At 36.9% G+C, this 13516-nt stretch carries 12 protein-coding genes; 4 read left to right on the forward strand and 8 right to left on the reverse strand.

The features are described from left to right. Positions 1–233 precede the first annotated feature (233 nt). Positions 234–548: a DUF4288 domain-containing protein gene (locus Q0371_RS10435; protein WP_169358504.1), complete on the forward strand. Its 315-nt coding sequence runs from the start codon at positions 234–236 to the stop codon at positions 546–548. A 366-nt stretch (positions 549–914) separates the two neighbouring features. On the opposite strand, the gene Q0371_RS10440 is transcribed toward Q0371_RS10435, so the two are convergent. The 8 genes from Q0371_RS10440 to Q0371_RS10475 all read right to left on the reverse strand — a co-directional run bounded on the left by Q0371_RS10440 (position 915) and on the right by Q0371_RS10475 (position 9315). Beyond that, positions 915–1046, reverse strand: coding sequence for a hypothetical protein (locus Q0371_RS10440; protein ID WP_298470902.1), 132 nt, complete (start codon positions 1044–1046; stop codon positions 915–917). Further along, on the reverse strand, positions 1043–2332 hold the full coding sequence (locus Q0371_RS10445) for a helix-turn-helix transcriptional regulator (RefSeq protein WP_298470904.1): 1290 nt from the start codon (positions 2330–2332) through the stop codon (positions 1043–1045). The genes Q0371_RS10440 and Q0371_RS10445 overlap by 4 nt, the downstream gene beginning before the upstream one ends. Positions 2333–2718: 386 nt before the next feature. After that, positions 2719–4440 (reverse strand): ABC transporter ATP-binding protein, encoded by a 1722-nt coding sequence (locus Q0371_RS10450; protein ID WP_298470906.1) that lies wholly within the window; start codon positions 4438–4440, stop codon positions 2719–2721. A gap of 64 nt (positions 4441–4504) precedes the next feature. Next, positions 4505–4795 (reverse strand): hypothetical protein, encoded by a 291-nt coding sequence (locus Q0371_RS10455; protein ID WP_169358507.1) that lies wholly within the window; start codon positions 4793–4795, stop codon positions 4505–4507. Between the two features lie 211 nt (positions 4796–5006). Next, positions 5007–6179 (reverse strand): amidohydrolase, encoded by a 1173-nt coding sequence (locus Q0371_RS10460; RefSeq protein WP_298470909.1) that lies wholly within the window; start codon positions 6177–6179, stop codon positions 5007–5009. Then, complete coding sequence (locus Q0371_RS10465; RefSeq protein WP_298470910.1) at positions 6176–7408, reverse strand: Zn-dependent hydrolase; 1233 nt, start codon at positions 7406–7408, stop codon at positions 6176–6178. The genes Q0371_RS10460 and Q0371_RS10465 overlap by 4 nt, the downstream gene beginning before the upstream one ends. Positions 7409–7419: 11 nt before the next feature. Continuing rightward, positions 7420–8607: a hypothetical protein gene (locus Q0371_RS10470; protein ID WP_298470912.1), complete on the reverse strand. Its 1188-nt coding sequence runs from the start codon at positions 8605–8607 to the stop codon at positions 7420–7422. Between the two features lie 180 nt (positions 8608–8787). Continuing rightward, a complete protein-coding gene (locus Q0371_RS10475; protein WP_298470914.1) occupies positions 8788–9315 on the reverse strand; it encodes a YceI family protein in 528 nt (175 codons plus the stop codon). Between the two features lie 185 nt (positions 9316–9500). On the opposite strand from Q0371_RS10475, the gene Q0371_RS10480 reads away from it, so the two are divergent. The 3 genes from Q0371_RS10480 (at position 9501) to Q0371_RS10490 (ending at position 13306) form a co-directional block, all read left to right on the forward strand. Beyond that, positions 9501–9806 carry a helix-turn-helix domain-containing protein gene (locus Q0371_RS10480; protein ID WP_169358511.1) on the forward strand — a complete coding sequence of 102 codons (306 nt, stop codon included), beginning with the start codon at positions 9501–9503 and terminating at the stop codon, positions 9804–9806. 76 nt (positions 9807–9882) lie between these two features. Further along, positions 9883–10800, forward strand: coding sequence for a UDP-N-acetylmuramate dehydrogenase (gene murB, locus Q0371_RS10485; protein WP_169358512.1), 918 nt, complete (start codon positions 9883–9885; stop codon positions 10798–10800). 148 nt (positions 10801–10948) lie between these two features. Beyond that, complete coding sequence (locus Q0371_RS10490; protein WP_298470917.1) at positions 10949–13306, forward strand: penicillin acylase family protein; 2358 nt, start codon at positions 10949–10951, stop codon at positions 13304–13306. Positions 13307–13516: the final 210 nt, after the last annotated feature.

The raw sequence follows: 13516 nt of genomic DNA on the forward strand, positions 1-13516 counted from the left end.
TACAGAGTTTTTTAAAATTAAAAGTATTTTAGAACTAATAACTTTAGGAGGCTAAAGTGAAATATAAGTCGAATTATACAACAAAAGATATAAACCTTAGTATGAAAGTAGCTAATTTTTTTTGCGTTTTAGAGCTATTTTCAATAGAGACTTTCACAACTTAAAGAAGTAGCTTTTAGTACAAGAATGTTCAATAATTAAGATAAGAAAAAAAAGGAATTGAGGTGAAAAGAATGGAGAGAACGTTTTCGGTCAAACTATTATTTGAACATATTTCCTCGCCTGAATCTATGCCTAATAAAACATTTGAAGAAACCATCAACATCGTTCGAGCACCTAGATTTGAAGATGTAGATCGTTTAGTAAAGGAACATTTTAAAGACGTCACTTATACCAATGCCTTTGGAGAAAAGACAATAATAAAATTAGTGATGATTCTTGATGTTTTCGAAATGGTTGACAAAATTGAAGAATCATTAGAATTTGCAGAAGTCTACAGCCACCATATAATCCTCGATGAAGCAGCTCACCTAGATAGAACTTATTGAAAAGAATATAAAATAGGATGGTGGGACAAAACCTACCTCAAATTAAAAGCAGTTCAAATTTTACGATAAGTAAAATTTGAACTGCTTTATTTTTATACCTACTTCGTAGCCGTTGTTCTCCGTTACGGCGGACGCTTTCCTGGGGGCACGGGTCGAGCCTGTAGTCTCTCCCACGCGCTTGTCCCCTAGGAGTCGCCGCCTCCACTCCGAGCAACTAGTATAATCGTATTCATGGTCACATCAGTACGAGAACAGATTTCGTAGGATATTTTCCTAAATAAAACACAAAAAGAGAAATCCAAAGTGCAATTTCCCTTTTAGTGTAATGATAAAATATTATGTCCAATCCTCTTTTAACTAACTATTTTAAAGGAATTTAGAACCAGGCTTGATTGAAGTGATTTCTGGTTTAACTTCATAAGCATAATCTACTGTTTGATTAACGGTAACTAATAATAGTCCCGCAATACAAAGTAATCCAAGTAACAATTTTTTCATAATAATTCCTCCCAGCTAGTAATTTTTAATTGTTTAAGTTGATAATTAAAACCTAAATCATAATATATAGTAGCTTGCTTATACTGTTTATCTTCTGCTAACTTCTTTGCTAAAACAAAAGAATAAACAGAGCAATACTTATATTCTTCTTTTAACTCAAAATATTTTAATACTTTTTTAAATATTGGGACTAATTCTTTCTTATCCTCTAATAAGGCTTGATAGATTTCTAAATGGTTAGAATAAAAAACACTGGAACTTTTGGGTAACAGCTTTAAGAGCTGAAATCCTTTCTCTAACCAAAAAATTGCGCTATCGACATTTGAAATTTTATGGTACTCCTTCAAGATATTTAATATAGTAAGTAAATTATCTTGAGGATTAGAACTTTCTTTTAAACTATTTTGAAAATGTAAAAGTGCTTGATCATGATTTTTTAGTAAAGAGTGACAAGCTCCTAAATTATGCTCAATTTTTCTATTAAACTTTGAAGACTCTAATTTAGAACTAATATCTTTTGCTTTTTCAAAGGTAATAACGGCGTCTTTGAGCACTCCTGTACTTTTTTGAGCAATTCCCAAAATGATTAAACACTCTATTGATCGTTCAATAAGGATTTCCTGATTAAAATAAGAGAGTGCTGCTTTTACATAATCAATTGAAATTATATACCTTGCTTCAGAAAGAAAAGAGAGGCTAGATATATAATATAGTTCTGCCATTTCCCAATCTTCCATCCGGTAACTCTTAATTAAAGTAAAAATTTGATTAAATATTTCAGATGATTCTCGGAAATTATTATTCAAATAAGCTAAAATACCTTGGATAGTTGAAAGATAAAATAACTGTTCCGTATTCATCTCTTTTTTAAATTCTTCAAGAATTGTTAAATTAGACTTTACCTCATTTGAGTAATCAGGCAGCATCAGCATCAATCGTGTCTCCATCACAAGAAGTGTTAGCCTGTTAGGTTCGAAGGGATGATCTTCTATGTAGACATGGAGGTCGTGATAAAGAGTTTTTGCTTTCTCTTTGTCTCGAGAATTTATAACACTTTTAAAAAGGTTTTTAAAGTATAATAACTTTTCTTCGTTTCCGGTTGAATTCAATGCATAACTCGGAATATTTAATCGTTTTAGTAAGTGTTGCTGTACATCCTCACTAGGGATAACTAACCCATTTTCTATTCTACTTAGATAAGATGGAACGCAAATACCTGAAGCTAAATATTCCTGCTTCATGTTTTGTCTTTGTCGTTCTAATTTGATTAGCTGCCCTATATTCACCTAATTCAACCCCCCTCGAGTAGGATTTAAATAGGAATCAGATACTATAATAAAGATAGCATAAAAAAACTGAAAAAAGTATAGAATTGAATTATTATGAAAGTGGTTGTTGAAAACTATCAAAAAAACGGCATTTTTGTATGTGACTTTCCTAAGATAGTTATGAATATTTTAAAAGTTGTAATTTAATGGTATTAACATGAATTTATTTTACTAATAACATAAAGTGATAAAATAGTCTTTTGGGAACTTCAAAGTTAAAATTTTACATTCCGAAACCTGTTATATAAGCAAAAAACTACGCTTGGCGTTTACATTTTCTTAGGTGAATTTAGAGGGTTAAAGTTATCTTATTCTACATTAGAAAGAAATATGACAGATAGATTCTAAGATAATCCTTGTCCTTGTGTAAACTCTTTATATAATTCATGACTACTTAGTAATTCTTCATGTGTACCGGTGCCTGTAATTTCTCCCTGCTCTATAAAGAAGATTTGGTCTGCATGCATGATGGTTGCCAATCGATGGGCGATGATTAAGGTAGTACGACCATTCATTAATCGTTCTAGTGCTTCTTGAACAAAAGATTCTGATCCACTATCTAAGTTTGAGGTAGCCTCATCTAATAACAATATTTTAGGGTCATGTAAGAGTGCTCTTGCAATTGCTATTCGTTGTCTTTGCCCGCCAGATAGCTTCATTCCTCGTTCGCCCACAAGCGTATCGTATTTGTCAGGAAGCTCTTCTATAAAGGACGAGGCATTTGCAGCTTTTGCAGCCTCTATAATCTTTTCCATCGAAGGGATTTTTGTCATACCATAAGTCATATTAGACAAGATAGTACCGCTCATCAAAGGGCTTTCCTGTGATACATACCCCATTTTAGAACGCCAATCCCTTAAAGGTAGTTCGTGAATAGGAGATCCGTTAAAATAAATTGAACCATGGTCAGGCTCGTAAAACCTCTCGAGTAACGAAAAGATAGTAGTTTTTCCTCCACCGCTTGGTCCTACAAAGGCGGTAACTGTACCAGGCTTTGCTTCAAACGTAATTCCATTTATAATTTTTTTGTTTTCTCCATAAGAAAAATGAACGTCTTTAAAAGTAATTATCCCATCTTCCAACGCTGTTGATGATTGATCCTCAACAGGTTCACTGTCCATTGCAAATATTTCTTGAATTCGTTCCGTTGCTCCAACAGCCTTTTGGAAGGAGGTAAAGAATGTTGCCATTTGAGCGAAGGGAAAAATTATTTGAACTAAATAGAAGATAATTGCCACAAGATCTCCAGCAGAGAGTGTACCATTAGAGACCTGTAATCCTCCATAACCTAAAATGACAACTAGGATAGCCATCATAATAAGGGTCATAAAAGGGGATATGAATGATTGAATCTTGGCTTCCTTCAGTCCATACCGATAAAGTCTTTGGATTGCCTCTCCGCCACTAACGGTTTCATTTTCTTCTGCCCGGTAAGATTTTACTAGTCTTATCTCAGATAGAACTCTACCTAGCAATCCAGAAAATGAGGCCATTTCTTTTTGGGTTGCCTTCGCGACCTTATGCATCATAGAACCTAAAGGCATCATAATAGCCATACTTAGTGGAACGCTTATAAGCATGATTAATGTCATTTTCCAGTCTATAAAAAATAAAATGATAACTGAACCATTGATCGTTATGATACCTGATACAAAATTAACTAAGTGGTCAGTGATTAATGATTTTAATGTAGAAGTATCTTGAGTGATACGACTCATTGTTTCGCCGCTTTCATGTCGGTCATAGTAGGGGATCGGTAAATGAAGAACCTTGCTCCATAGCTTGTTTCTCAAATCAGCAACGACAAATTCTCCTATGTAGGACAAAAGGTAGTAGGAAAAACCACCGAACACGGCCTGCAATATAAATACAGCCAATAACAATAGGATAAGTGTCCAATTGAAGCTAGTTGAGGTCAATGAGTCAACTAGTGTTTTAGTTACTAAAGGTACTACTAAACTAATGACCGTGCTTAATAAGGAAAGGACAATAGCTAAAACTGCTATTTTAACTGGCCACCTTAAGCTTTTCAGTAATTGGAAAAAATTTTTAGTAGAAGAGGACATGCTAAATACTCCTTTCTCCATTTCTTATACCAAAAAAATCGTGCAAACTAAAGCTGCACGATTATTATAAAGCCTGAGTCTCCGCCTTAGGTCTTTTTTGCAACTCTACGACTAGGGGGTCTGCAGACATTTCTAAAAGACTAGCTTGTTTGTTTTGCAAATCTAATCGCATTTTTTCTGTTTCTAATAGGAAATTGTCGTATTTTAGCCGTTCTAGTTCAATTTCATCCTTTATTACCTTAGATTTCATGGACTGCATTTTGCGTAAATGGGTTGTCCAAATAGCCGTTAACGGAATCGAAAAGACCATTACTATAGCAACAAGGCCAATAAAAAGTCCAATTATATCTTCCATTTAAATACCTCCTCTTCTTTTTTCCCTAGTATATACGAAAAATACAGAAAATAGTTTCCAATTGAGTTAAATTTTAAAAATAGACGTATATCTTAACGTTTTTCTTTAATGGAAGGCGACTTAAGAGGGGGTAAATAGATAATTTTTTAGATAATGAAAAAGCTAATCTAAGGATTGTATTATCCTTTGGATTAGCTTTTCAAAAATCACGTTATTTATTCAAGTAGGCCCAAGCGTATTGAGCATAAAGCTCTGCTCCTGTTACAAGTGAATCTTCATCAATATTAAAGTTACCATGGTGGTGCGCCCAGTCTGTATCCTTTTCGGAGTTTCCGCATCCTACTAGTGCAAAGCTTCCAGGGGCTTTTGTTAAAAACGCTGAGAAATCTTCTCCACCCATAGTAGGCTTTTCATCATATACAGAGTCAGAACCAAATGCTTCGCTTGCTACCTGTTGAACAAGCTTTGCGCTTTCTTCCTCATTATCTACTGCATCTGTTCCACGAGTATAAACTACTTCTGCTGTTGCTCCGTAAATGGCTGCCACGTTTTCCGCATAGTCTTTAATGCTCTGTTCCATATGATCACGAGTTTCGGGGTGAAACGTACGAACTGTTCCTTCAATTTCTGCATTTTCAGCAATAACATTGAACCTAGTACCAACAATCATTTTTCCGATTGTTAGTACCGCTGGACTTTGTGGATCGATAGTGCGCGAAACGACCGTTTGAACGTTCATCACAAAGGAAGAGGCTACAAGGGCAGCATCAATACATGCTTCAGGAATAGCACCATGCCCACCGCGTCCTTTGAACTTTACAGTGAAAAGATCGGCTGCAGCAAATGAAGGTCCAGGGGTGCAGGATACTTTACTTGTCGGCATTTGTGACCAAATATGTATACCGAATACATTGTCGACACCTTCCATAGCACCTTGTTCAACCATAGCTTTAGCACCTTGAGCAATTTCCTCTGCCGGTTGGAAAAGCAAGCGAACCTTTCCAGGCAGCTGGTCCTTCACTTCAGATAATGCCTTAGCAGCAATTAGTAGCATAGACGTATGAGCATCGTGTCCACAAGCGTGCATTTTTCCTTCTATTTTAGATGCGTACGGCACATTATTTAGCTGCTGTACCGATAGAGCATCCATGTCGCCGCGTAATGCCACAGTTTTTCCATCAGTTTTGCCATAGATTTCTGCGATAACTCCTGTAGGCTCTGTTTTACGATAAGAAATACCTAGCTTGTCTAAATAGTTACAAATAAATTCTGTAGTTTTAAATTCTTCAAAAGATAATTCTGGCTCACTATGCAATTTCCTACGTAATTCAGTTAGCTCCTCACTGTTGTTTTTTATGGATTCTTTAATTTGAGTGTTAATCATGCCGTTCCCTCCGTTAGTCGTAATACTGTTTCATATAAAATAGTTGCTCCCTTAGCAAGGTCCCTAGTATCCGACCACTCTTCCGGGCAATGACTTAGACCATCCCTGCTAGGGATAAAGATCATCCCACATGCAGTATAATCAGAGAAAATCATGGCATCGTGACCTGCTCCACTACTAATCTGGCAATAGGAAATGTCTAGTTTCTCGCATGCCTCTGTTAAAAGAGAGTGAACTTCTTTGTCCATAACCTTTGGCGTCGTGTGAAGCAGCTGCTCAGCGATGCTTTGCACGTTCGAATTATTTTTAGATTCAATTAGTGCCATTACCTTATTAATTGCTTGCTGAACTTTTTCCTCTTCTCCTGAACGTATATCTACTGAAAAGATTACTTTGCTTGGAATTACATTAGAACCGTTAGGGAAAACTTCTAATTGTCCTGTAGTAATAACGGTCCCATGTCCTACTTCTTCAGCAAGCTTTGGAAATGCGGAAATGATTTGTGCAGCTGTGACTAATGCGTCAGCTCTTTTGTCCATAGGTGTCGTACCTGCATGACCGGCTCTTCCTTGAATAGTAACCTCTAGCTGAGTTAGACCAACAATAGCATCCACAACACCTATAGATATGTTTTTTTCTTCTAAAATAGGACCTTGTTCAATATGTAACTCCAAAAAAGCTTTAATCGTTTTCGGGTCACGGTATTTTTCCTTAGTAAAATCTAAACCAATATTAGTCATGGCTTCTTTTACGGAAACCCCGTTTTTGTCTTTGATGGATTGGAAATCATCTTCAGATAATAACCCCATCATTCCTCTAGAGCCCATTAGCCCACCGCCAAAGCGAGAGCCTTCCTCCTCGACCATTGCAATGACCTCCAGCGAGTTAACTGGCTGGATTTGCTGTTCCTTAAATAAAGCGGCAACTTCTAACCCGACTACAACGCCAGCCGCGCCATCGTATGCTCCACCGTTTGGTACAGAGTCAAAATGAGAGCCTACTATAACCGATGGTGCACTTGGGTCGAGGCCTTCGAGTTTTCCAAAAATATTCCCGAGGCCATCCTCTGAAACAGTTAAGTTATAATTTCTCATCATGTCTTTTATATAGTTTCTAGCTTCCAAATCTTCTTTTGAATAAGTTAATCTTGTTACCCCTGCTTTGGGGGTAGCTGTATATTGACTTAAAAGGTTGATATGCTGCTCTATTCTTAGTTGATTGGCTATCATTCTATCACTCCTTATAAGAATCCTACGAAGATACCAGCGAGTACAACAGATACAATGGTTACACTAATGAATCCCCCAACTAGCATTGGTGGGAGCATGTGGCTAGTTAAAACTTCTCGTTCCTTCTCATCCTCGGTTAAGGCCTTGATCACTTCGTTTGTAATAATGTAGTCTGCAGGGAAACCGTAAAGTGCAGTTAAGGAAACAGCAAACGCCATGTTTTTACTTACCTTTAATATCTTTCCGATGATGAATGAGAATATGTACATACCAATTACTCCTAAGATGATCGTACCGACTAACGGATATAGGATTTCCATAATCATAGAAGGAGTTGCATTTTTTAAAGCGTCGAAAACAAAAAGCATTAAAACTAGAATACAAATACCGAAGCTGTTTGCCTTTTGAAGTACATTGCGTTCTAAGAAACCGATGCTTCCTGAGATAATACCGAATAATAAGCAAAGAACAAAGGGACTAATTTCAATAATAGGGTTTAAAAGTGTAGAAACCCCATAGGCTAGGAACCCGACAAAGGCCAGTCTAAATAGCTTGAAATAATCCGTATTGTATTTGGCAGGTAGCTTTTTAAACATTTTAAGTTCTTCTTTTGTATCCACCGTTGAATTTTCCACATTTCCGTCAATAGTTAGTTCTCCCTGACGGAATTTGTTTAAAAGATACTTACCTTCTTTCTTGAGAACAATTGACGTGAGGGGATACCCTGCAAATCCTTGCATGACATAAATAACGATGGCAAACACAGATAAAGTAGTGAGCCCTGCATTTGCGGCACCTTCTGACATGATTAAAGCAGAAACAACACCACCAACCAAGGGTGGAATCGCCACAACAACTGTTTCAAAATCAAATAATAGAATACCAATTGTGAATAGTGCGACAATTATACCTAGAATTCCAGCTAAAGATATTAAAATAGTTTTCCATTGTTCCTTTAACTGTTTAAGAGAAAGAAGTGTCCCCATATTTGTAATTAGCAAATAGATCATCATAGTTGCAACTACGGGTGGCACTCCTGCTATAGATACAATTTCTTTTGGGAAAAAAGTCCAATAGCCAATGATAAAAAGGACGGCTGAAACGAAAACAGAAGGGATCCAAGCCTTTGTCCGAGTGGAGACTAATTCTCCAATAAATAAAATAGCGATAACGAGAACCAAAGCGACCATTTGTGGCATAATTTTCCGTCCTTTCAGATAATAAAGAATAATCAATATATTAACATAAAACTTTACTAGAATAAAGTATATAATATATTTCAGAATAATTAATTTATTGAAGTGAAAATGTAAGTGTTTTCATATAGCAATAGGAAAAGGGCATTCCATTTTTAGTGGAATGCCCTTTAATATTAAAAGTTATTCAGCAGGATTTAACTCTAACTCTACTGAAATTTTGATATCTTCGCCGACTAACACGCCGCCTGTTTCAAGTGCCTGGTTCCAAACTAAGCCAAACTCTTTACGATTTACCTTAGTCTCCGCTGAGAAAGCAACTACTTCCTGTCCCCAAGGATTTTTACCTTTACCACCGTATTCCACTTCAAAAGTCACAGGCTTAGTTACATCTTTAATAGTTAAGTTACCAGTTACATCGTATTCGCCTATGTCAGTGTTTTGAATTTCAGTAGCCTCAAATGTTATAGATGGGTATTTCTCTGCATCAAAGAAATCCTCGCCACGTAAGTGATTATCACGATCCTCGTGGTTCGTATTGATTGAATTAACATCAATATTAAAAGTGATAGATGCGCCAGTTAAATCCTCGGCCGTACCCTCTAAATCAGCAGTAAAGTGAGTAAAGCTACCTTTTACTTTAGATACCATCATGTGTTTTACAGAAAAATCGATACTAGAATGTGCAGCGTCCAAATTAAATTTTGTCATTTTCATTTCCTCCTACATTTCTGTTTTTAATAGCAAATTCAAACATAATAGTTTGAGAGTAACTTTTGGTTACTTTATGTAAGTAACTATAAATTAATAATATAATTACGTCAAGTAATTTAATTACTTTGGTTTTACAAAAAATATGAACAGGCGTATAATACTTAGTGATAGAGGTGATTAATATGAAGGAATTATCATTATGTCCGCGACTTTCCAAGGCAATGGAATTGTTAGGTAAAAGATGGACAACTTTAATTATTTATCAATTATTAGACGGTTCTAAGAGGTTTAATGAGATAGAGTCTTCTCTTCCTATAAGTGGACGTTTGTTGTCCGAGCGATTAAAAGAATTGGAAAGAGAAGGGATTGTTCAAAGAACACTTTTTTCTGAGGTTCCAGTTCGAGTAGAGTATAATTTAACGGATAAAGGTATGGCTCTTAAGGAAGTTATAACTGGGATTGAAACCTGGTCCAAGGATTGGTTATAATAAGACACTTGAAAGTTTATATAGGTAAACGCATAGTATGTAAGGTGATAGGTTAAAGAAGAAAGGATTGTCTTTTTTGAACAAACAAGTATGGTACAAAGAATTAATTACAAAGCTAGATCCAAGTAATGTGAAAATAGACGAAGCTCTTCATGTACACACGATGACTCGCATGGGTGGCATGGCTGACTTATTTGTTACACCTGAAAACGAGCAAGAAGCAGCTTTTATAGTTGACTATACTCATAAAAACAATATCCCACTGTTATTGTTAGGTAATGGTTCTAATATGGTTGTCAGAGACGGTGGAGTACGTGGCGTTGTTCTTTGCTTAGAGAAACTAGATAAAATTGTTATTGAAGGTAATCATGTATATGCTGAAAGTGGAGCTGCTATTATAGATGTCTCCAAAGCCGCTGCAAAGGAATCGTTGACAGGTTTGGAATTTGCTTGTGGAATTCCTGGAACAGTTGGTGGAGCAATGGCAATGAATGCAGGAGCTTATGGCGGAGAAATCAAGGATGTAATTTTGCAGTGTACTGTTCTTACTCCTGAAGGTGAAAAACTGGTACTTTCAAAGGAAGAGCTGGAGTTAGAGTATCGTAAAAGCATAATTACAAAAGAAGGTTACTATGTCTTATCGGCTGAATTTGAGCTGAAGCCTGGAAACCCAGAAGAAGTAAATGCTAAAATTGCTGATTTAACCTTCCAACGAGAGTCTAAGCAGCCATTAGAGTATCCTTCTGCTGGAAGTGTGTTTAAACGACCGCCTGGATACTTTGCTGGTAAGCTAATCCAGGATAGTGGTTTACAAGGGAAGGGCTTTGGTGGAGCAGAGGTATCTACTAAACATGCAGGTTTTATCGTCAATAAGAATAATGCAACTGCTACAGATTATATAAATACAATTGAAATGGTGAAAAAAGCAGTGCATGATAACTTCGGGGTTGAGTTAGAACTAGAAGTTAAAATAGTTGGGGAAAATAGTAAATAATATAAATCTAGTCCTATGAATATACATTATTCATGGGGCTTTTTTTATCTTCAAGTATCAGGCTCTATTCCAAGAAATTTAAAATGATGGGCAGGGGTTTACCTTGTTTTGTCGAATTATGACATAGAAATACAAAGGGGGTAATTATTTGAAGAAAGGCAGGAAGGTACTTCTTTGGATATTAGGAATACTAGTGGCTATTGTAATTGTGGTTGTAGTAGGCTTAAATGTTTTTTTGTCTAACACTAAGCCTATTATTCGAGGAGAGCTGGCAGTAAAAGTATTGAATGAAGACGTTCAGGTTGTACGGGATCAGGATGGGGTTCCTCATATTAAAGCTCAGAGTGATGAAGATCTTTATCGTGCTCAAGGATTTGTGCAAGCACAGGATCGTTTATTTCAGATGGATTTAGCTAGGAGGCAGGCGAGCGGCCAACTAGCAGAGGTAGTTGGTAAAGGGGCATTAGATACAGATAAATTCTTTTTAACCTTTAGCCTTCGAGATGCAGCTGAGAAATCCTACGCCGGCTATAGTGACGAAGCAAAGCAGGTTTTGAAGTGGTATACAGAAGGGGTAAATGAATTCATTGATTATGCTATAGAAGAGGGAAAGCTCAGTTATGAATTTAAACTATTAGGCTATGAACCGAGAGAATGGTCTCCAATTGACTCTTTGGCTGTCGGTAAATTTATGGCATATGATTTAGGTGGAAATTGGTCAAGCCTAGCACTTCGCCATTGGGCAATTAATGAGTTTGAGCAAGAAAAGGCGGAAGAACTATTTATCATTTATCCAGAGGATGCACCTTCTATTATTGAGGCAAATTTAAGTAATCCAGTTGCTGTTAGTGGTAGATTTGATGCAGCTATTCTACCTAATGAATTTAATGGAAGTAATAACTGGGTTGTTAGTGGAGAAAAGACTGCTAGTGGAATGCCGCTTCTGGCAGATGATCCACATTTGGGTTTAAGCACCCCGTCGATTTGGTATCAAATGCATTTAGAGTCACCGAGTCAAAATGTAAGTGGTGTAATATTCGCCGGAATACCTGGTATTATTTTAGGACATAACGAAGAAGTGGCATGGGGAGTAACAAATGTTGGGCCCGATGTACAGGACTTATATATTGAAACACCAAACCCAGATGATCGCACGAAATTTATGTATGAGGGTAAATGGGAACAGGCAGCTATTCGTAAAACGAATATCAAAGTAAAGGGAGAAGAGGACGTGCCATTTGAGGTGTTGGTGACACGCCATGGACCAATTATTTCTGATGTGCTTTTCAAGGAAGAGGATCCTTCTGCATTATTTTCTATGCAGTGGACAGCGTTAGAGCCTACTTTAGAATTACAGGCTATATTAAAAATGAATAAGTCCTCTAGTTGGGAGGAGTTTGAGAGTGCTTTAGAGGACTTTCATGCTCCAGCACAAAACTTTGTATTTGCCGCAAAGGATGGGACAATCGCTTATAAAGCTAATGGTAGGATACCGGTCCGTAAAACAGGTGATGGACAGCTTCCGGTTCCGGGCGATTCTAACGAATTTGGCTGGACTGGTTATGTACCTTATACAGAACTGCCTAAGGTTGTTAATCCTGAAGAAGGTTTTATTGCAACAGCAAATAATGAGGTTGTCGATGAGTCCTATTTATACCATATAACTGATTTTTGGGCGCAATCTTATCGTTACGAAAGAATTGCTGAAGTGTTGGCAAGTAAAAGTGAGTTAACTAAGGAAGATATGATGACACTACAGATGGATCAAAAAAATTTATATGCGCGTGAATTTTTAGCTTCCATGGTAGAGTCGGTAGAAAAGCAAGATAGCGATGATAAATATAATGAAGTTCTAAATGTGTTAAAGAAATGGGATCATGTTGATGATAAAGATCAGTCAGCACCATTAGTTTTTCATAAATGGATGAAGCAGCTTCCAAAAACAATGTTTAAGGAGCAAATGCCTGAGGACGTTTATGCCATGTTACCTGGAAAGGGCAATATTTCAGATCAATTATTACGGAAAGGGTATAAAAGCGAAGCAAGTGCTTGGTTAGAGGAGTACGGTGGAGTAGATAAGTGGGTCTACGATTCTTTCACAATTGCAATAAATGAAATTGAAGAGGATTTTGGGAAAAACGAAGCCAAATGGAAATGGGGAGACTATCATCAATTAACGTTTGATCATCCAATTTCAGGTGCCTCTCCTATACTTGGTTACTTTTTAAACCCTAAACCAGTACCAATAGGTGGATCTAACATTACCGTTCAAGCAGCAGGTTATAAAGAAGACGGAAGCGTAAATCACGGTGCATCCTGGAGATTTGTAGCTGATTTAGCTGATCTCTCCAAGGCCTATCACATTGTAGGGCCAGGGCAAAGTGGACACATTAAATCAGAGTGGTACCATAGCCAGGTAAGAGATTGGGCGAATGGTAATTATCACACTACGGTGATTAACGGCGACATAAAGGATGGCTTTGAATTAATATTAAAGGCAGATTAAAGAAATGAAGTAAGAGCGTCGTCAAATGAAATCTAGTAATTTTATTAAGGGTTTGGAAACTCGAACGTATGTGGTTATCCAGACAATTAGAAGGCACTTCTGTTCAATTTGAACAAAAGTGCCTTTTTAGTTGTTTAGGAAACTATAAAGTTCTAAACCTGTGGATAAATTGATGTCTAGCTCCACCGCCTTGCCCCTCGGGGTCAAATG

This window comes from uncultured Psychrobacillus sp. (assembly GCF_938022135.1).
GTDB lineage: Bacteria > Bacillota > Bacilli > Bacillales_A > Planococcaceae > Psychrobacillus.